The sequence below is a fragment of the Streptomyces sp. NPDC007971 genome (assembly GCF_042958635.1).
Classification (GTDB): Bacteria; Actinomycetota; Actinomycetes; order Streptomycetales; family Streptomycetaceae; genus Streptomyces.
This window is the reverse complement of sequence record NZ_JBIBJK010000036.1, coordinates 55382-74427: the sequence shown is the minus strand read 5'-3', so window position 1 is coordinate 74427 and position 19046 is coordinate 55382. Positions and strand designations below refer to the sequence as shown.

The window sequence follows — 19046 nt, the reverse complement described above, 5'->3', positions numbered from 1 at the left end:
GCTGCACACCTACAATCACCACCGCGGACACACCGCGCTCAAGGGCCAACCACCCGCCAGCCGCGTCCCCAACCTCACAGGGCAATACACCTAGGCCAGTTGCCTCGCCGTGCGCCGCGCTACTGCCTGCTGATCGTCCACGCAGTTCTCGGTTTGCCCACCGCAGCACAGGAGTTACTGGCACAGCGGACGGCGGACGAGCAACGCATCCGCCGCCTCCGCTTCTTGAAGGAGAACCTCTACGACCACCCCGACCTCGTCGTCCTGGACCAACTGGAGCACCACACCCCAGGCGCGCTGGGCGACGATCACGTTGCCGAACTCCAGCGCCTCGCTCGTCTGATCTGCTCCTGCGACCGATGGTGGTTCCCACTCCTGCAGCAGTGGGAGCAGGTCGGCCAAGGGTTTACGGACATCGAGAAGCGACAGCAGGCCATGCTCGTACTGTCTGACTCCCTCAAGGCTCTCAACGGCGGCAGTCTCCCCAACAGCATCGCGCCAGTGGACATGTCCGGGTCTGAAGGAGCATCCCGAAGGGCGCACCCATGAAGCTCGCCCTGTGGCGGATACTGTTGGCCCCCCTGACGAGCCTACGAGCCCTGCTTATTCAACGGCGCAGCGCAACCCCTCTGTCTTACGACATCGCCTGGCGCCAGGCCCGCCTGGACCGTTGTCCTGACGAAATGGTCTATCGACTCCACGGCCACCAAGCCACCACACCCGACCAGGTATCCAGGGCTGAGTCGCCCGTGGCCCCGCCCAGGCTGGACGAGCCGACCGACCGACGCCCCTGACCAAGGTTTCCACAAGCACACAGACGCCTTCGCCCTGTCCATGAGGACAGGATCGAAGGGAGTCCTCGGCGGGAAGGTGCGACACGACCTTCACACGGTCGAGCCGGGCGGCACGGGCCTCGGACTGCACGTGCGCGACGAGCAGTCGTCCAATGCCCCGTCCTTGCGCTTCGTCAGCGACGAACAGCAGGTCGAGCTCCGGTACAGCGAGGACGGGTCTCTATCGGTTGGACCGCCATGTCTCCCCTGGTAGCGGGTGTGTCCTGGGGATTCAAGAGGTTGGTCGGTCGCGTTCGATGCTGGCGGCGAATGCCGCGGCCTGACGGACGCAGTCGTCGGCATCTTTGATGATCTCCGAGCCGCTGAAGCGGACGATCCGCCAGCCGTCGAGTTCGAGTTCGCGCTGCCTGGCCCGGTCTCGGGTGAAGGCTTCGGGACTGGAGTGCCACGCGTACCCGTCGAGTTCGATGCCGATCTTTTGTTTGGGCAAAGCGAAGTCAATGCGGTACCGACCGCCGAAGACTGGGTGCTGAGCCCTCAGGCCGTTCAACTCACGTGGCATCTGTTGCACGTAGGCCCCCCAGAATGCCTGCTCGATAGGGGACTCAAGATCGGGGGATAGGCGTACGACCTCCTTGAGGGCTTCAAGGGGAGTCGCGGCGGCGATGGTGCTTGAGGCGTAAGAGAAGGCGAACCACAGATCGTTGGTGGCGCTGTCCGCGATCCCGATACCAACCTCGTTGGCCTCCGACAACCATCCGAAGGTCTGGGGTGTCTCGGGTGCTGCGATGACAATGGTCTTGCCGCGTCCCTTGGCGTAGCCGATCTCGACGAGCGTGCCGTAGGCGGTGAGGTCGTCGAGCCAGGCGAACACGATGTCTGCTGTGTCGATGGCCGAGAGGCAGAGTTCCCGTACCTGATTCCTCTTGGGCAGGTTTTCGTAGGTGAAACAGGGAACAGCGCCGTCATTGCCGCAACCGTGGGTATTGGGGCCGTGGCCACAGCCGTGGTCGTCGCTGACGAAGTACGGGCCAACGTAGTCGAAGAAGCCAAGAACGCCGCGCTTCAGGACGGGCCACGGCTCGGAGGGGTGGTCATCGTCTACCTCCCAGGCTCCGCGGAGCCGGTAGCCGATCAGGTCGTAACGCCAGTCGCCTGGGCCGATCTTTCCGGCGAGATAGATGGACGGCACTGGAGCTCCTGGGCGAGTTGACGCTGTTCTGTGGTGTGACGGTACGACAGGGGTGGTCTGTCCGTCCGGGGTTTGATCACGTCCGTTACCGGATGGCGTGGCTGTCGCGATGGTGCAGGCCGACGTCGACGTATTGCCTGCACCAGATCCTTGAAGCTCTCGCGCTGCTGAGCCTCGTCGAAGTAAGGGGCAACTGGCACGACAAGATCAAAACCGCCATGCAAACCCAGCACGCCGACGACCACCTCGCCGCGCTGGGCACCGCAACGGCATCTACCTAATCGCCTTCTTCACCACCGACCAGTGGACGGCGAAGGAACGCAAGCGCCCAGCTGCAGGGCAGACACCTGCCGGCCTGAAGGAGACCTACGATGCCCAGGCCGCTCAGCTCAACGAGAGTAGGAACCGCACCATCCGCAGCTCAGCACAACGGAACACCTGACGAAACCGGCTTCTTAGGCGCATAGGCGAGTGCAATCGCAAAGTAGGCGCACCCCAAAAGCGTCACCGGGACAGGCCGCATGAGGCACCGACCACATCGCGCCCGACAGCGCAGCCGCACTCACTACGAAGCCGCACCGGAGAGCTCCGGTGCGGCTTCGTCGTCTCACGGCTCCGCGCGCAGGCCCCACCAGGATGGTCCTCGACGGGGCCTCGCCGTATCACCCGTCTATCACATAGCCATCACCAACTGGGCAGCCGCTCCCGGACCAGGAAGCCCTGACCTGCGGTTTCATGCCCGCGCTGGACTGGCATAGATGTCCCTGGACGGTCTCTACAACCTGCGCCAGGTCGTGCCCAGTGAGGGACCCAGGATCAGGACGGGGGCGTCCTCCGGCCCGTCGAGGCGGTATTGCAGGGTGTTCGGTGGTGTCTCGCTCACCCGCCTGAGCCTCTCATCTGTCACGGACGCCCCTATAACAGGGGGTCGGTAGAGACCGACTTGACCAGGTTGAAGACCTCGCGGGCGGCATATCGCTCTCTGCCGGCCTGCGCTGGTAGCCGGTGCGGTTCTCGGTGGCCGGTTCACCTCGAACACCTGAACGTGCTGCGCCGGCAGATAGCGGGACAGACCCGCATCGAAGTGCCGGTGCCCTCCACACCGGCCCGGCGCACCGTCCCCAGCCTGCGGGCCCAGGCGAGCAGCCGCCCGTATCCGACCGCCGTTGCCGGAAAGGACTTCGTACCCAGGATCTGACCCAGTGGGCAGACCACTGCGGCGACATGGACCTCGCCGTGCATGTCCACCCCCACGACGACCTCGCCTGGGCGGGCCTGTGCTGGCGGAGTGGGTGCCGCGCCGTCTGGGTGTCATGGTGGTCCGCCTCCCGCATGGTGCCGGCCCGGTCGGGCGGTCTGAACCGTGACGGCGCCTGAATAGACGGCAAGGCCCCTAGGGGGACACGCCCTGCGGCTCGGTGACAGCAGGCACCGTCCCGCAACGGCAGCCGACAAGTCCAGCACGAGACACTTCGGTCAAAGGTGTCATGAATCAGGCCCCCGTCCGGAACGGCACTGCGCAACCGTCCCACTGATCCCGGCACAACGGCACCGCCCGATCACTCCCGGGCGGCTTCGCCCGAACCGGCGCTCAACGCGGCCTGGACGGGCTGACAATGAGTTGACTCTTCGCCCACTCGTGACCGGCATAGACGGGCGCCAGCGGGTTCGCGGAGTTCAGCGAGGACGGCCGCGCACTCCAGACTCAGCACGCGGCAGAACCCCCGGCTGACCCGCGCCAGCCGGGACTCTGCATCGCCTGTCCTGTCACACGCGTGTCACGAACGCCAATCGACGCACCCGGACCACAAGGACCCCGCCTACGCAAACGGCGTCGTTTCGGACCACGTGGACGTCAGGAGACGGTTCCGACCACCTGTCAAAGGACACCCACCAGAAGCAGCAGCGGAACCACTGTGAAGGCCGCTCCGACGACGACCAGGACGCCGGCGACGGCTGCCTTCTGCGCTCGCGTGTCGATCACGGCGGTCTGCGGAGCGCCGGGCGGGTACAGCACCGGCACCTGACGGCCGATGGGCCATCGACGGGTGCCGGAGTGGGCACTGCGGCGTTCCCTGGTCCGACCGGCCGCGTCAGTGAAGGCCACCACCGGGAAGCACCCGCCGGCGTCGTCGGCGGTTTCCCGGTCGTGTCGAATCACCGTTCCGGTGGCGCGGACGCCGTCGCGGCCCAGCCGGCGCTGCACGCGCACTTGGTGCCATGCGCGCCGGTGCACGGTGAGAACCGGCGCGAGAGCCTTCCCGTGAAGGACGTCGAAGGCGCCCGCCCGGTTCGCGCCACCCCGATCAGGCCGGCTGTATGCGCATCAAGCCGACTGTTGATGTCCGCGCTGTGCTGCGAGGTGTCCGGTCAACTTCTCCCAGTTGCCGGAGCCGATAGCGGCCTTGTCCTCTTCGGTGAAGGGTGCTTGTTCGAGGAATGACCGGGCGATCCCGCCGCTGGTGTCGAGGAAGGGGAACCCGCCGGGCCGCGTCCCGAAGGTGTAGGGGTAGTCGGTCGAGTACAGCATGCGGTCGGTGCCGACGACCTCCGCCGTCCATCGCAGGTAGCGTTCGCTGACCGTGCCGCTGCCGGCCACCCAGAAGTTCTCGCGGAAGTAGGCGGCCAGCGGCCGCTCGAGCTTCGCGTTGTGCGCCATGATCCCGATGTGGTCGAGGTAGAACAGCACGACCTCGCCCCAGTGCCCCGCGATGACCTGCAGCCCGGGGTGGCGGTCGAACACGCCGGAGAAGATCATCCGCAGGTACTGCACGCCGAGGTCGTAGTACCAGCCCAGCCCGGCGGTCGCGAGCCCCATGCCGACCTGACCCAAGCCGGAGTAGTAGGCGTCCAGGACCGCGGGCACGGGGGTCTGCGGGTGGAAGTGCAGCGGGACTCGCAGCCGTTCGGCAGTGGCGTAGAGGTCGTCGAACTCCGGGGCGTCGGCCAGCTTGTCGCCGGTGCGCCCGTAGAGCATGGCGCCGCGGAAGCCGAGCTGTGTGACCGCGCGCTCCAGTTCTGCCGCGGCTGCCTCGGGCGCCGGCGTCGGGATGGCCGCGAACGCCTGGAACCGGTCCGGGTTGCTGTTGACGACGTCGGCCAGGGCGTCGTTGGCTTCGCGTGCGACGCTCATGGCGTCCGCGGCCGGGAGGTTCTGCACGCCGGGTGTGGCCAGTGACAGCACCGCGACGTCCAGGCCCTGGTCGTCCATGTCGGCCAGCCGCCGTTCGCCGACGTCCCGCAGCCTCTGGGCGAACGGCTCGTCGCCGTAACCGAGTTGCGGGATCTGCGGTATTCCCGCCTTCGCCCAGGCGTCGAGCAGTACCGGCAGGGCCACGTGTTCCTCAAGTCCTACGATCCGCAATTTCTCTGGCACTTGATGCTCCTTGTTCCGGCACGGGCGAGCCGCATCCACCAGCTCATGTTTCCAGTGGAATCAAGTGGACCGTATCACCGATATTTGCAGCGGTACAGCCTCGGCGATATCGTTGATTCATGGCTGATGGGACGAGCGATGACGTGCCTGCCTCCGAATCGGGGGCAGTGGGCACCGGCCGTGAGCTGATCCGCCGGCGAGTGGTCGAGGCCGCCGCGGACCTGCTCGCACGCGAAGGGCGCGACGCGGTGACGACCCGCGCGGTGGCGTCGGCGGCCGGGGTGCAGCCTCCGGTGATCTACCGCCACTTCGGCGACAAGGACGGGCTGCTCGAGGCGGTGGCCGAGCACGGATACGCCACGTTCCTGGCGGCCAAACACCTCGACGCCGATCCACGTGACCCCGTCGAGGATCTGCGCGCGGGATGGGACCTCGCCGTCGAGTTCGGACTCGCCAACCCCGCTCTGTACGCGCTGATGTACGGCGAGCCCAGACGCGGCACGACGTCCGCGGCGTTCGCAGCCGGCATGCAGATCCTGACAGGCCGCATCCGCCGCCTCGCCGCCGGCGGCTGGCTGCGCGTCGAGGAGAAACTCGCGGCAGCCCTGATCCACGCGACCGCGCGCGGCGCCGTGCTCACCTGGCTGTCGCTCCCCGACGATCAACGCGACCCGGCCCTGCTGACCGCGATGCGCGAGTCGATGGTCACCGCCGTCACGAACGAGAAACCCGCCGTGCACGATGCGAGCCCCGCCGGTGCCGCCCGAGCGTTGCGTACCCTCCTGCCCGAACAGACATCACTGAGCAGCGCCGAGCAACACCTCCTCGGCGAATGGCTCGACCGCCTAGCCGCCGAGGGATAGCTTGGATGCCCGTGCGGGTCGACCTGCCGACGGGCCGAACCCGAGCAGGCGCGCCGGGGATCCGATGCTGGTGAGTGCCTGTGTTCCCAGGGCTGACGGCTCGTGAGATCACCGGGCGAGGTTGCCGGGAGCTACTTCTCGACGCGGGAAGCGCCGGCTGTCATGGAACCGCTCAGGTGTCGGTGGCGGGGCCGTGCAGGCCGGCAGCGCCCTTGAAGGTCTGCAGCACCGGGGCGCTGTCAACGCTTTGCACGCCGCGCAAGGTGGAGATCCGCGTACTCAGGTACGTGTACAGCGCGGGAATGTCGCGCGTTGCCAGCGAGGCGTGAAGGTTGAGGGCCCCGCTGGTGGCGGCGACGAAGGCGACCTCGGGGTGTTCGGCGAGGGCGAGCCCGACGCGTTCCAGCTGCGCGGGTTTGACCGAGAGCCACAGCAGCGTGCGCACACCGAGGCCGAGCATGGACCACCGGGCGTCGACGTGGAAGTAGAGCACTCCGGCGGCGCGCAGTTCAGCGATCCGCCGCTGCACCGTGGAGCGTGAGGCACCCGTCTGCGCGGCCAGCCAGGCGGTGGTGGCGCGGCCGTCGTCGCTCAGCAGGCCAAGCAGGTGCCGGTCGAGGCCGTCGAGGTCGACGGGCCGCGTCAGGTCGGTGGCCGGCGGCTCCACAGGGCGCAGTTGCGCGACCTGTTCGGGCGTGAGGGCGCTCAGCTTGGTGACGATCCCCGCGGCGCGTCCGGAGTAGATGTGGAGCAGGCAGTGGGCGGTGACGTCCAGGACGCGCGCCGTCTTGGGCAGGTCCCGCAGGAGCAGGCTGTCATCAGGGGTGGCTGCGGTGGTCACGCAGACCAGTTCGGTGCCGCCTGACGTGCGGCTGATCCACGAGGTGTCGCTGCGCCGGGCCAATGACCGCGCGATCGCCTGCGCCGAGTCCGGGGTGCAGCGGATGCGCACCAGCCACTCCACATGGCCCAGCCTGGTCCGGTCCACCAGGCCCCACACGCGCAGGGCGTTCGATGACCGCAGGCGGCTGTAGCGGCGGGCGACGGTCTGATCCGACACGCCGATGACCTGGGCGACCCGGGAGAACGGAACGCGTCCGTCGACGTGGAGCGCATGCAGGATCTGCACGTCGGTGCTGTCGAATCCGGCGGAAAGCATCAGGCATTCCTTCATCGCATCGGATCTGCCCACCATACGGGGGCTGGATGGATGCACACCATCCACGGGCCGACGATCGGCCCATGAACGAGAACACTGCGACTTCATCACCGGCGCCGCACGGCGCGGCCCCGGACCGCGCGTCGGTCCTGATCGTGGGCGGCAGCATCGTGGGCGTCTCCGCCGCGCTCTTCCTCGCCGCACGCGGCGTCACACCGATCCTCGTCGAACGGCACACCGGCATCTCGCCCCGGCTGCGCGCCAAACTGTTCTACCCGCGCACCATGGAGGCGTACCGGGCCGTCGGAGCCGCCGACGACATCTATGCGATCGAACGCGACCGTCCCCGCAGCGAGTACGCCGCCGTCGTGGAGTCATTGGCCGGCGCCGAGATCCGACGCTGGCGCCTGCCAGCCGCCGACGACTACAGCGCCGTCTCCCCGTGCCAGGGCGCCATGGTCAGGCAGGGGGACGCCGAGCGCGTGCTCCGGATGCGGGCGGCTGCCGACGGCGCGGACCTGCGCTTCGGGCACCACTTCGTCGACTGGGAGCAGAGCGGGCCGCGCGTCACGGCCCGGGTACTCGACGACCGCGGCGCCCCTTACACGGTTGAGGCCGACTACCTGTTGGCGGCGGACGGGAGCGCCAGCTCGATCCGGGACGGCCTGGGGATAACCCGAAGCGGTGACCAGGTCCTCGCGTCCGCCATGGAGCTGGCGTTCACCGCAGACCTGCGCCCGCTGCTCGACGGCCGCGCCCTGGCCCTGGCCTTCGCCGAGCAGCCGGGCCGCCCGTTCATCTCCTGGAGCACAGGCCAGGACGCCGGAGCCGTCTCCGTCGGCTACGACCCCTCGACCACGGATCCGGACACCGTGTTCACCCCCGACCGCTGCCGGGCCATCGTCTCCGCAGCGCTCGGGCTGCCCACCTCCGGCTTCCGGATCACCGGTGCCCGCCCGTGGCAGATGGCTGCCCGGGTCGCCGACACCTACCGCGTAGGGCGGGTGTTCCTCGTCGGCGACGCCGCCCACGTCTGCCCTCCCGTGGGCGGGTTCGGCGCCAACACCGGCATCCAGGACGCCTGGAACCTCACCGCCAAGCTGGTGTCCGTACTGCGCGGGGACGCCGGAGAGCGACTGCTCGACCGGTACGAGCCGGAACGCCGCCCCGTCGCGGAGCTGACGGTACGACAGGCCGTGGCGCGCCTGGCCGGCATCCGCGAACACTGCGCCGAAAAGCAACAGTTGTTGCTCAGCGAAGCCGCTGTGGCGCTCGGCTACCGCTACCCCGCCACCGACGCCGTCGCGCCCCGCGCCGAGGCGCCGCTGCCGCCAGCCGACGAACCCGAGCGCTGGCGAGGCGAACCTGGCACCCGACTGCCACACCTCCCGCTCGCCGAGGGCACGGACGCGGGCTCCTCGACTCTCGACCTGGTGCGCGGCGGACGCCACGCACTCCTGATCGGCCGGCAGGGCCGAATCTGGGCGCAGGCAGCCCGGAGCCTCGACCCCGGCCGCGCTCTCCTGGACACCGTGGTCCTCACCCCGCAGACCCTGGCACCCGGTGCGAGCTTCGAGGACAACTGCGGCATCAGCGAGACCGGAGCCGTGCTCGTCCGACCCGACGGCGTCGTGAGCTGGCGCTCCGCCCACCTCGCCGACACGCCCTGCGAGGCCCTGGAGGCCGCGCTGCGGCAAGCGATGCAACGCTGACACCGGCCACTGAGACGGCCCCCGCTGGTCCCGGCGGCGAATGGCTTCTGCGTTGCCGCGCCCCTACCCCTTGCCTGCCGCGTACGCTGCGGCGGCAGCTAGGACGGCGATGGGCGCGGTGATGAGTGCGGCTGTGACTGCTGAGTCCATGGTGGGTGGTCAGGCCCGGTGCCACCGCCCCGGCGCCGGGAGCCTTCGCTGCATCCCTGGCGGGTGACGGTGCCATCGCGCACCTGGCGGTATGTCACAGACCACGAAACGTGGGGCGCTCCCCCGGATGAAGTGCCCCGCGGAACTGCCGGGGTGTGGCGGCCGGTCGGTCGCGGCGCATCCGATCGCGGGTGCGGTTGGCCGGAGGCGGCTTGCCGATCACAAGGTGCGCCCCACGACCTCGCGCTTTGTCCGGGGGCAGTCGGTCGCGCTGCCGCGCAGGCGGATGATCCAGCTCACGACGGACGATGCTCCGCGTCAGTCGCCGGGGGTGAGTGCGCCTCCACTGCCGCTGTTCGAGGTTCCGAACTGACCGGTGAGGAGAACCCTTGAAGTTGGCTCTGCCCGCGATTCCGGGAATGATCTCGGTGCCACGGCAGGCTGCCGCCGACTCGGTCACATCTGTCGACCGCGCTGCCGAAGTGGCACGTCGTCCGCCCGGCCGTCGGCCCGGTGTTTCCCCTGTCACGGTGTGTGGTGCAGGCAGCTTGACGCTTGTGGTTCCGGAGCGGCAGCGCAGGCGAGCGCCGGATTACCGATGAGGCGCTTGCCTTCGGCAGGATGGGGGCATGACCGAGATCCGTACGCCCCGTCTCCTCCTCCGCAGCTGGCACGACGACGACCTCGCGCCGATGGCGGACATCAACGCGGACCCCCGGGTCATGCGCTGGATCGACGACGGCTCGGTGCGCGACCTGGACCACACGGCCGAGGACATCGAGCGGTGGGAGGAGGAGTGGGACGAGGAGGGCTTCGGACTCTTCGCCGTCGAGCTGCTGGCCTCGGGCGAACTGATCGGCTTCGCGGGACTGTCCGTGCCCGAGTTCCTGCCGGAGGTGATGCCCGCCGTGGCGATCAGCTGGCGCATCGGCTCACAGTTCTGGGGCCAGGGATACGCGTCCGAAGCCGCCCACGCCACGCTGGAGTTCGCGCTCCAGGACCGCGGCCTGGACCGCGTCATCAGTGTCAACCGGGTGGGTGACAACGCCTCCGAGAACGTCATCCGCAAGCTCGGCATGGTGCCTGAGCGGGAGACGGCACACCCGGTGCACGGCTACCCCCTGCGCGTTCACGCCATCGATCTCACCGAATTCCAGGCATGAACCGGCCGGGCCATCGATCATCCCGACCGAGTACGACAGCCACCACCCGCGTGCTGCGTGCTGCGTGCTGCGTGCTGCGTGCTGCGTGCCAGGCCACGAACTCATGAGTCCCACCGCAAGCGCCCCATCCAGTAGAACCTTGTACGCCATTAGTTCATGGGTTCGTCACCGAGCCGGGCGGGGTCCCGTTGAGCGTGGTGATGATCGTGTCGCGGAGCCAGCGCTGGGCGGCGTCGTGGTCCAGGCGGGGATGCCAGGACATGGCGTAGCCCATCGGGCCGATCTCGCTCGGTGCCGGAATGACGGTCGTGGTCCCCGGCGACGCGTGCTGGATCGCCAAGCTCGCCGGCAGGGTTGCCACCAGTGAGGTTCCCGGCACCGCGGCGGCCGCGGCCGCGTGGTAGGGCACGGTCACGCCCGCCCTCCTGGGGCTGCCCAGCGACTCGAGACACCGGTCGACGTGCCCCTGCCGTCCGTCGGTGACGTCGACGACGACGTGCGTGCACTCCAGATAGTCCTGCAACGACACGGCAGGGTGCCCGGCGAGCGGATGATGGCTGGAGACCAGGCAGGCGTAGCCCTCTTCGAACAGCACCTGCGAGCGCAGCGGTGGCGGAGCCGAACCGCCGTGGACGAGCAGGTCCACCATGCCATGCTCGGCATCGCTGAACACGGCATGGTGCCAGCGGGAGAAGAGGACGGTCGAGCCCGGTGACTGCTCGAACAGTCGGGCGAGCAGCGCCCCGCTGAGCACGGAGACCGTGTAGTCGGTTCCGGCCAGGTGGAACGAGCGTGCCGCCGTCGCCGGGTCGAATTCCTCACCGGAGAAGACGTGTTCGAGCCTTGGCAGCGCGTGTTGCAGTTCGGTCTGGATGCGTTCGGCGCGGGGGGTGAGCTGGTATCCGCCGGGCCCGCGCACGAGCAGTTCGTCGCCGAGGGTGGCGCGCAGGCGCTGGAGGGCCCGGCTCATCGAGGGCTGGCTCATGCGCAGCCGGTCCGCCGCGCGGGAGACGTGCCGCTCCTCGAGCAGCGCGTGCAGCGGCGCCAGCAGGTTCAGGTCCACCGACTCTATACGTGGCACGCATACAGCGTATGCAACATATGGCATTGCCGCATAGTCCCTGGCCGAACGACGCTGGAGCCATGAGTAAAGAACAGCGCGACGCGCTCGACACCCTCTTCCGCAACGGCCCGCTCGACGTCGGCGGCGCCCCTGTGCAGCAGCGCGAGGTCTTCACCCGGATGCTCACTTCCCGGCCACTGCCCGAGGACGTGGTGCTCACCCCCGGCAGGCTGGGCGAGGTCCCGGTACTGGAGATCGGCATCGACGGCGTCACCCCGCACGGCACGTTGCTGTGGTTCCACGGCGGCTTCTACGTGCTCGGTTCGGCGCGCACCTCGGCAGGTCTGGCCTCGAACGTCGCCCGCCGCACCCGGATGAGGGTGCTCTCGGTCGACTACCGGCTCGCGCCCGAGTACCCGTTCCCGGCCGCGCTGGACGACGCCCTGGCCGCCTACCGCGCCCTGCTCGCCAAGACAGACCACGGCAACCCGGCACGAATCGCCATGGTCGGCGAGTCCGCCGGCGCCGGCCTTGCCGCAGCCCTGCTGGTGCGTGCGCGTGAGCTGAACCTGCCGATGCCGGCCGCCGGCGTGCTCTTCTCGCCGTATGCGGACCTGACGCTGAGCGGCGCGAGCATGACGACCAAGACCGCGGTCGACCCGTCGTTCACCCCTGACGCCATCGCCGTCCGGGCCGAGGACTACACGGGTGCCGCGGACCCTGCGGATCCGCTGATCAGCCCGGTGTTCGCGAATCTGCGCGGCCTGCCGCCGCTGCTGATCCAGGCCGGGTCGAACGAGCTGCTGCTCGACGACGCGGTCAGGCTCGCGGCCCGCGCGGCCGCGGACGACGTCCCGGTCACCCTCCAGGTCACCCCCCATGTCCCGCACCTGTTCCAGGCTTTCGCCGCGACGCTCGAGGAAGGCGAGGCCGCGCTCAGACAGGTGACCGAGTTCCTGCACGCGGCATTCACGCCGGGAAGCTCACCATGACCACGGCCATGCGCGCGGTGCGATTCGATCGCTACGGCGGCCGGGACAGAGCGCGCCGGCCACGCCGAATACGTCCTCGTGCCCGAGACGCAGGTGGTGCCCCAGGGCGGCGGCGCTGAGCTGGGAGGTGGCCGGGTCGCTGTACGTCGCCGGCGCCACTGCGTTCGGCGCCACCGAAGCGGTGGGCGTGAGTGAGGGTGAGGTGGTGGCCGTCTCGGCCGCGGCCGGCCGGGTCGGCAGCATCGCCGTACAGCTGCTGCGCCGATCCGGCGCCACGGTTGTGGCCATCGCGTCCAAGGCCAACCACCGTTCCTAACCAGTGTGCATGAGTGAGTCCTGGACCCACTGCTGCGTTCTGGGCGCATCCCGAACGGTGTTGGATGCGCTGGGTTCCCGCATTCGCGTCCCGTACGGCCCTGGTGCTCACCGACCAAGCGGAGGACTTCCTCGTCCCGGGGCGTGAGGTGCTTCAGGCGGTCGCGGATCGCCACCCCCGCAAGGCCCCGGCACCACGAAGGACGCCGCCAACTCCCGCACACCATCCACCACGTCACCCCCTCCCGCAAGGCCGGACGCCTTCCACACAGCCCAACGAGCCACAGCCGCGAAGGTCACCCATTCGGCCCCAGAACCCCCGTTCCCCACCCCGCAAACCCACCGACCGCACTCACTCCCACTCACCACAACTCACTCCAGCTCAGCAAGCCGACAGCAGCTCACAACCCCTGAACGCCCGGCCCGTCACCGTTCGGCTGAGCGTCGTTGGTGGTGTTGGGGAGCTGTTGTCGGGGCCCGGGGCTGTCTGTGACCTCGATCGAGCGGACCGCCCACCTGCGGTTCAAGCGGCTGATCACCGCACATGAGCTGAAGTGGATGGCTGAGGCGAGGGACGGGGATGAGCATCTGCCGGCCAAAGAACGTCATCGACCGGGACCCGATCGAGTCCCCGTTCCGGCACCCGGCTCCTGCCACGGCTGCTGAAGGGGCCGACGCGCGGTCCGGTGTTCGTCTCCACCGCCGCCAGGGACCGGGCAAGGTCGTGAGCCCCCGAGACGTGTGCCCGGCCACCTTCTGGGGACACCGGTCCTGCCATCGGTGTAGCGCCATCCCGTGCTGAGGAGGAGCAGTTCGCGGGTGCACGGCTCAGGGGGAGAACGCGGCGATCTGAACGCGGTGGCTTTCGTGGTCGGAGAGGAACGAGGCCAGCATCTGCCCCTGTTCGGCGACGGCGGTGCGCTCGGCTCGGGAGAAGGTGCGCAGCGGGGTGACGGTCACGGTGTCGTCCTTGACGGTCCAGGTCGCGGCGACCCGGCCGTCGAGCAGGACGACGCGTTCGCCGGCGACGGACAGGCCGCGGTGGGCGTCGTCGATGATCCGGCTGCGGTCGTGGAAGCCGAGGATCGCGTTGTCGAACGCCGGCAGGAACCGCACCGGGGCGGGTGTGTCGGGGTCGGGGCGCGGTGCGTCGGGGAGGTCAAGCAGTTCCCGGGCCCCGCTCGTCGCGGAAGGTGACCAGCTCTTCGCGTAGCGCGGCGACCGCGGCCGGGAGTCCGGCAAGTCCGCACCAGGCACGCAGGTCGGCTGAGGCGGCGGGGCCGTAGGCGGCCAGGTAGCGCCGTACGAGTGCCTGGCCCACGGGATCGGAGACGTCCGGGGACGGCGGGGCGATCTCACGCCCGAGCCACGAGGAGAGCATGGCGTTGCGCACGCCTGCCTTTGTCCGCCACAGCCCGCGCGGTGGCAGCTGTGCCATCGGGAGGAGGGCGGCGACCAGCATTTCGCCCAGTGGCCTCGGCCCCGGCTCCGGCCAGCGCCCTGCGAGCGCCCGCGCGAGCTCGCCCATCGAGCGGGGTTCGCCGTCGGCCATCACCGCCCGGCCCGCTGCCGCGAGTTCGTCGAGGTCTGTCCCGGCGAGTTCGCGACGGTAGGTGCCGAGTACCCGTTGGCGCAGCATGGTCTCGTGGCGGGCGCGCCAGGCCAGGGCGTCGTCGGCGCTGAGTAGGTGGACGGTACGGCGCATGAGGTGGGTCCGTACCACGCTCCGCCCGGTCAGCAGGTCCGAGAGGACGGCCGGGTCGAAGGAGCGCAGCCGCGACCAGAGCCCGACGAACGGCGCCTGCGGTTCCTGTGCCTGGAGGCCGCCGAGGTGCGCGACGGCGTCGAGGACCGGCAGGTCGGCGCGGTCGAGCAGCAGCTGCCGGGCGAGCGTGGCACGGCCCAGCGCCCGGGTTCCGAGAACGGTCATCGGCTCACCGCCGCGCGTTCGCCGACCGGTCGCCGACGCAGCGCCGCGTGGGTGAGGGCCGGCGTGGTGCAGGACACGTCGAGCGGGCCGATGTCACATCCGGGCGCCGCGATCTGGTCGATGCGATCCAAGACCTCCTCATCGACGGTGACTTCGGGCCCGGCGAGGAGGTCATCGAGGTGTTCCAGGGTGCGGCAGTAGGGGCTGACCCGGATTCCGGTCCGGCCCAGCGCGCGCGTCTTCACTGCTCTGTCCTTGCCTTCGCGTCGCGTATCGCTCTGGTGGAAAACCGGTACTGCCGCGGCCGAGCACGGGTGGTGGTCCGCAGTTCCTGGCCGGACCAGTTGCCACGGCCCACTGTCGGCCGGCGGGCAGCGGGCCGTTTCTTGCACGCCGTCATCGAGGCACCGCGCGGGCGGCGGATGCCCGCCACCCGGGCTTTGGCGGTCAGGAACCGTCGTACTCGCTGACGACGTCCACGACCCAGGTGACGCCGAACCGGTCCTTCAGCATTCCGTAGAGGGGCGCCCATTGCGCGGGCCTCAGGGGCTGCACGACCGTCGCGCCGTCGGAGAGCTTCTCCCAGTACGCGGTGACCTCCGCGACCGTTTCGCCGCGGAGCGAAACGTAGAAGGCATTCTCGCCCTGGTGCCACGGCATGCGCGTGGGCACGTCGTAGGCCATCACTGTGAAACCACTGTCAGCGGCCACCTGGCCCCACATCACCTGGCCTGCTTCGGAGGGGTCCTGGACGTTTCCGGCGTCCTTGTAGGTGACCACGATCTCGTGACCGCCGAACACGCACTGGTAGAACGCGAGTGCCGCGCGGGCATCGCCTCGGAAGTTCAGGTGGGCCACGGCTTTGACGGACATGCTGGGCTCCTAGCCTCTCGGTTCATCCTGTCGGGCGGTCTTGCGCGTGCCGCCCGGCGGCAGGGCTGTGACAGCGGAGCCTGATGCCCTCGCCGCCGAAGACGGTCACGGGAATTCCGCCTGCTTGCCCTGCTCGGTGACCACAGTCGCAGGGGAAGCGGCCAGGTTGTGTCCGCTTCTCGGGGCATCATGGAAAGCATGCAGAAGACTTCGGCGCGGTTGCTCTCGCTGCTCTCGCTGCTCCAGGCGCGCCGGGACTGGCCGGGGCGGTTGCTGGCCGAACGGCTGGCCGTCAGTGCACGCACCGTGCGCCGCGATGTCGACCGCCTGCGCGAACTCGGCTACCCCATCGCGGCCGTCAAAGGTCCCGACGGCGGGTACCGGCTCGGCGCCGGGACGGAGCTGCCCCCGCTGCTGTTCGACGACGAGCAGGCAGTCGCCCTCGCCGTCGCCCTCCAGACCGCCGTCACCACCGGCGCCGGCATCGAGGAAGGCGCGGCACGCGCGCTGAACACCGTCCGGCAGGTCATGCCCGCCCGGCTGCGCGGCCGGATCGACACCCTCCAGGTCACCGCCGTCGCGGGATCCGCGACCCGGCCGGGCCCGCAGGCCGACACCAACGTGCTCATGCCGCTCAGCGCCGCCGTACACGCCCGCGAGGTGCTGCGTTTCGACTACGCCTCCCCGTCCCCACCGGGAGCCGCCCGGAACAGCACCGAGAATCCGCCGCGCCAGGTGCAGCCCCATCACCTCGTCACCTCGGGCGGGCGTTGGTACCTCGTCGCCTGGGACCTGGACCGTGAGGACTGGCGGACCTTCCGCGTCGACCGGATCACCCCGCGCACGCCCACAGGGCCCCGCTTCACCCCGCGCGAGCTGCCCGGAGGGGACGTGGCCGCCTTCGTCGCCGGCAGGTTCCGGGGATCCGACGGCTCCGGGAAATGGCCCTGCCGCGGCGAGGTGATCCTCGGCCTTCCTGCGGCCATGGTGTCTCCGTACGCCCGCGACGGACTCGTCGAGGAACTCGGCCCGAACCGCTGCCGGCTCATCCTCGGCTCTTGGTCCTGGCCGGGCTTGGCCGCCGACCTCGGCAGGTTCGACACCGACATCGAGGTCGTCGGCCCGGCCGAACTCAAGGACGCCTTCGCGTACCTGGCCCGCCGCTACGCCAACGCCGCAGCCGACGGGCCCGCCACGCCGCCCCCGGTCCGCTGAGCCCAGCGCACCTCGCCCACGGTCCGGGGCCGCTGGGCAGCGCGAAGATCCGAGGCGGTGCGGCCGGAGTGGGCCGGCAAGGACCCTGATGACGGCCATCTCCGAGTCCGAGTCTCCCCACCGGGCGCTCAAGGCGGCCTCAGAGTTGCTCGACTTGATTCTCCGGGGAGACGCGCGCTGACCTGCCGGTCCGCCCTCGCTGGCTGTGAGGGCGGACCGTGCGGGCCGGGTCGGGCGGCCAGCGGGCGGGCAGCTCGAACCCGAGGGCGGCCAGCGCCTCTTCTGCGGCCTGCTGGTCCTGCTCGTAGCTGCCGCCGGATATTCCGAGACCTCCGACGCACCGGCCGTTGTCGATGACCGGGTAGCCGCTGCCGACCGCCGTCAGGCGCGGGTGGCCGGCCAGCGGCGCGACGCGCGGGTTGGCGAGGTAGTCGTTCCACACGTGGGCGGGGGTGTGGAAGGAGGCTGCGGTCCAGGCTTTGCCGACGGCGAACTCGGCGGCGAGGAAGGGCACGCCGTCGGCGCGGTCGAACGCCGTGAGATGCCCGCCCGGGGGGTGACGGCGACGGCCGCCGTGAAGCCGATCCGGGCGGCGGCCGTGTGCACCGCCGCGATGAGTGCGCCGGCGGCGGCCTGGGTGATCGAGGAGGTGGAGGAGGACTTTCTAGTGCGTCGGTGCTCATGAACGGTTCCCTTTGCCGCTGTGCTGTGCGGGTGGCGCGGTGCCGGACAGGGCCACCGGGGAGGGGCAGCGGAGAGGGGTCAGCGCAGTGGTGAGGCTGGGGTGGGGACCACGCGGGTGACGACGGTCTTCTCGGGAATCAGCAGGGCGTAGACGGCCGGGCCGATCTCGTTCTTCCAGCGGTCGTGGCGTAGACCGCCTTGTACAGGGCCTCGCTCTGGGCCTCGTCCTCGAACCGGTCGTGCCGAACCACCGTTCCGGTGACGCGGACGCCGTCGCGGCCCAGCCGGCGCTGCACGCGCACTTCGTGCCCTGCGCGCAGGAGCAGGACCGGACCCGACAGCAGCATGATCACCAGTAGCGCTTTCACGGCACCACCTTCCCCGGTGGTGAGCAGCTCGGGAGGAAAGCCACCTCCTGGGTGAGCAGCGGGCGTGCCAGCAGGCTCCAGAAACCCCACGCATTCCACATAATGCGTCATCGGCAAGAGGTTCTAGAAGTCGTACGGCGCGGGGTTCGGGGGCTTACGGGTGGTACTTCTCCTCGACCGTCTCGGCACCGCCGGACTTGGGGTTCATGGTGACGCGGACGGTCACGCTGTTGGTCTTCGCAGCCTTCTCCAGCTGGTTCACGGTGCACTTGGAGGTGCCATAGCCGTCACTGCCGATGGTCACGCGGCCGTCGGTGTCGGAGCAGATCGCGGCCGCGCCGAGGATCTGCGTGGCATTGGAGACCAAGAACGCCTGGTCCGTGCCGCCGCCCTGGGGCTTGACGATCAGCTTGCCGGGTGCAAGGTACTCCAGCGTGCCGACGATCGTGCGGTGGTCACCCGCGTTGGCAGCGCCGTTCCCGGCGGAGGCGGACACCGGCGGGCAGTGACCGGTCCGTTCACCGATAGTGTTGATTTCGGCATTGGACCTTGGATCTCCCGCGTAGTTGATCTGGTTGGTGCAGCTCGCCCCGGACTTCTTGGGGGTGCCCGACGGCGTGGCGTGGGCGGAGCCGTGGCTGGTCTTGGCACTGGCTTGGGTAGGGGACTGCGCGGAACTCGGGGAGGCGGACGACGAAGTGGTGGAGGACGAGGTGCTGTCGGTGCCGCCGTTGCCGCATGCCGTGAGCGACAGGCCGACGGCCACAGCGGCAACGGTGAGCGCCGAGATCTTCCGAACGTGCATTGCTTCTCCTAGGGATGGGTTCTGCTTGCGCTGAGCGGGTCTTCCGACTGTCCAGAAAGATCCGTCGTCAGCCCCGTTGCGAGGCAACGGTCGTTAAGACACACCTGTGACATGGATGCCGTATACACACTCACCATGCCGCGGCGTACTCGGCCATTGAGCCGGTGCCCTTCGACAGGCCGTCGAGTCTCGGTTGGCAGAGGGGACGACTGGCGGCTTGGGCTCGGCTGTGGGATGCGATCGTGTTCTGCTCGGCGTTTGCGGTGCGCGTTGCGTGTGTCCGTCGCGGTTGACCGCTTCCAGTAGCCGCGTCGCGAGCACCCTGACGGCGTCCCGCAGTTCGTCAGGGCATGCGGGCGATGAAAGGGAGGGAGAGGGCGGCGAGAAGGGGT

The 19046-nt window shown here is 69.5% G+C and carries 17 protein-coding genes and 4 pseudogenes; 7 read left to right on the top strand and 14 right to left on the bottom strand.

All coding sequences use genetic code 11. The features are described 5' to 3' along the window. Positions 1–174 precede the first annotated feature (174 nt). From ACFZCP_RS43625 to ACFZCP_RS43600, 6 genes and pseudogenes are all read right to left on the bottom strand, one after another. Positions 175–402: a hypothetical protein gene (locus ACFZCP_RS43625; protein WP_391442315.1), complete on the bottom strand. Its 228-nt coding sequence runs from the start codon at positions 400–402 to the stop codon at positions 175–177. A gap of 453 nt (positions 403–855) precedes the next feature. Beyond that, positions 856–1008, bottom strand: a pseudogene (locus ACFZCP_RS43620) (GNAT family N-acetyltransferase); the annotation flags it as partial. 57 nt (positions 1009–1065) lie between these two features. Continuing rightward, positions 1066–1986, bottom strand: coding sequence for a DUF559 domain-containing protein (locus ACFZCP_RS43615; protein WP_391442314.1), 921 nt, complete (start codon positions 1984–1986; stop codon positions 1066–1068). A gap of 787 nt (positions 1987–2773) precedes the next feature. Then, positions 2774–2893: pseudogene (locus ACFZCP_RS43610) on the bottom strand (3-oxoadipate enol-lactone hydrolase); the annotation flags it as partial. 972 nt (positions 2894–3865) lie between these two features. Beyond that, entirely contained in the window at positions 3866–4192 is a 327-nt protein-coding gene (locus ACFZCP_RS43605) for a DUF3592 domain-containing protein (protein WP_391442313.1), read from the bottom strand. Between the two features lie 120 nt (positions 4193–4312). Further along, positions 4313–5362 (bottom strand): amidohydrolase family protein, encoded by a 1050-nt coding sequence (locus tag ACFZCP_RS43600; RefSeq protein WP_391442312.1) that lies wholly within the window; start codon positions 5360–5362, stop codon positions 4313–4315. Between the two features lie 119 nt (positions 5363–5481). On the opposite strand from ACFZCP_RS43600, the gene ACFZCP_RS43595 reads away from it, so the two are divergent. Beyond that, positions 5482–6225 carry a TetR family transcriptional regulator gene (locus tag ACFZCP_RS43595; RefSeq protein ID WP_391442311.1) on the top strand — a complete coding sequence of 248 codons (744 nt, stop codon included), beginning with the start codon at positions 5482–5484 and terminating at the stop codon, positions 6223–6225. 172 nt (positions 6226–6397) lie between these two features. On the opposite strand, the gene ACFZCP_RS43590 is transcribed toward ACFZCP_RS43595, so the two are convergent. After that, positions 6398–7384: an AsnC family transcriptional regulator gene (locus ACFZCP_RS43590; RefSeq protein WP_391442310.1), complete on the bottom strand. Its 987-nt coding sequence runs from the start codon at positions 7382–7384 to the stop codon at positions 6398–6400. Positions 7385–7467: 83 nt separating this feature from the next. Here ACFZCP_RS43590 and ACFZCP_RS43585 point away from each other — a divergent pair, with 83 nt between their 5' ends. Both ACFZCP_RS43585 and ACFZCP_RS43580 read left to right on the top strand, forming a co-directional pair. Beyond that, positions 7468–9096 (top strand): FAD-dependent monooxygenase, encoded by a 1629-nt coding sequence (locus ACFZCP_RS43585; RefSeq protein ID WP_391442309.1) that lies wholly within the window; start codon positions 7468–7470, stop codon positions 9094–9096. Positions 9097–9875: 779 nt separating this feature from the next. Beyond that, positions 9876–10409 (top strand): GNAT family N-acetyltransferase, encoded by a 534-nt coding sequence (locus ACFZCP_RS43580; RefSeq protein ID WP_391442308.1) that lies wholly within the window; start codon positions 9876–9878, stop codon positions 10407–10409. A 154-nt stretch (positions 10410–10563) separates the two neighbouring features. On the opposite strand, the gene ACFZCP_RS43575 is transcribed toward ACFZCP_RS43580, so the two are convergent. Continuing rightward, a complete protein-coding gene (locus ACFZCP_RS43575; protein ID WP_391442307.1) occupies positions 10564–11490 on the bottom strand; it encodes a LysR substrate-binding domain-containing protein in 927 nt (308 codons plus the stop codon). Between the two features lie 62 nt (positions 11491–11552). Here ACFZCP_RS43575 and ACFZCP_RS43570 point away from each other — a divergent pair, with 62 nt between their 5' ends. From ACFZCP_RS43570 to ACFZCP_RS43560, 3 genes and pseudogenes are all read left to right on the top strand, one after another. Next, a complete protein-coding gene (locus tag ACFZCP_RS43570) occupies positions 11553–12464 on the top strand; it encodes an alpha/beta hydrolase fold domain-containing protein (protein WP_391442306.1) in 912 nt (303 codons plus the stop codon). 127 nt (positions 12465–12591) lie between these two features. After that, positions 12592–12780, top strand: a complete 189-nt coding sequence (locus ACFZCP_RS43565; protein WP_391442305.1) for a hypothetical protein — start codon at positions 12592–12594, stop codon at positions 12778–12780. Between the two features lie 643 nt (positions 12781–13423). Continuing rightward, positions 13424–13533: pseudogene (locus tag ACFZCP_RS43560) on the top strand (site-specific integrase); the annotation flags it as partial. A gap of 74 nt (positions 13534–13607) precedes the next feature. Here ACFZCP_RS43560 and ACFZCP_RS43555 read toward each other — a convergent pair. The 3 genes and pseudogenes from ACFZCP_RS43555 to ACFZCP_RS43545 all read right to left on the bottom strand — a co-directional run bounded on the left by ACFZCP_RS43555 (position 13608) and on the right by ACFZCP_RS43545 (position 15582). Then, positions 13608–14709: pseudogene (locus ACFZCP_RS43555) on the bottom strand (winged helix DNA-binding domain-containing protein). Continuing rightward, positions 14706–14954: a hypothetical protein gene (locus tag ACFZCP_RS43550; protein ID WP_391442304.1), complete on the bottom strand. Its 249-nt coding sequence runs from the start codon at positions 14952–14954 to the stop codon at positions 14706–14708. The pseudogene ACFZCP_RS43555 and the gene ACFZCP_RS43550 overlap by 4 nt, the downstream one beginning before the upstream one ends. A 202-nt stretch (positions 14955–15156) precedes the next feature. Then, a complete protein-coding gene (locus tag ACFZCP_RS43545) occupies positions 15157–15582 on the bottom strand; it encodes a VOC family protein (protein WP_391442303.1) in 426 nt (141 codons plus the stop codon). A 198-nt stretch (positions 15583–15780) separates the two neighbouring features. Between ACFZCP_RS43545 and ACFZCP_RS43540 the strand changes: the two genes are divergently transcribed. Next, entirely contained in the window at positions 15781–16797 is a 1017-nt protein-coding gene (locus tag ACFZCP_RS43540; RefSeq protein ID WP_391442302.1) for a WYL domain-containing protein, read from the top strand. A 139-nt stretch (positions 16798–16936) separates the two neighbouring features. Here ACFZCP_RS43540 and ACFZCP_RS43535 read toward each other — a convergent pair whose 3' ends face one another. The 3 genes from ACFZCP_RS43535 to ACFZCP_RS43525 form a co-directional block, all read right to left on the bottom strand. After that, entirely contained in the window at positions 16937–17311 is a 375-nt protein-coding gene (locus ACFZCP_RS43535) for a heme-binding protein (RefSeq protein ID WP_391442301.1), read from the bottom strand. 307 nt (positions 17312–17618) lie between these two features. Beyond that, positions 17619–17849 (bottom strand): hypothetical protein, encoded by a 231-nt coding sequence (locus ACFZCP_RS43530; RefSeq protein WP_391442300.1) that lies wholly within the window; start codon positions 17847–17849, stop codon positions 17619–17621. 154 nt (positions 17850–18003) lie between these two features. Beyond that, positions 18004–18654, bottom strand: coding sequence for a hypothetical protein (locus tag ACFZCP_RS43525; protein ID WP_391442299.1), 651 nt, complete (start codon positions 18652–18654; stop codon positions 18004–18006). Between the last annotated feature and the right edge of the window lie 392 nt (positions 18655–19046).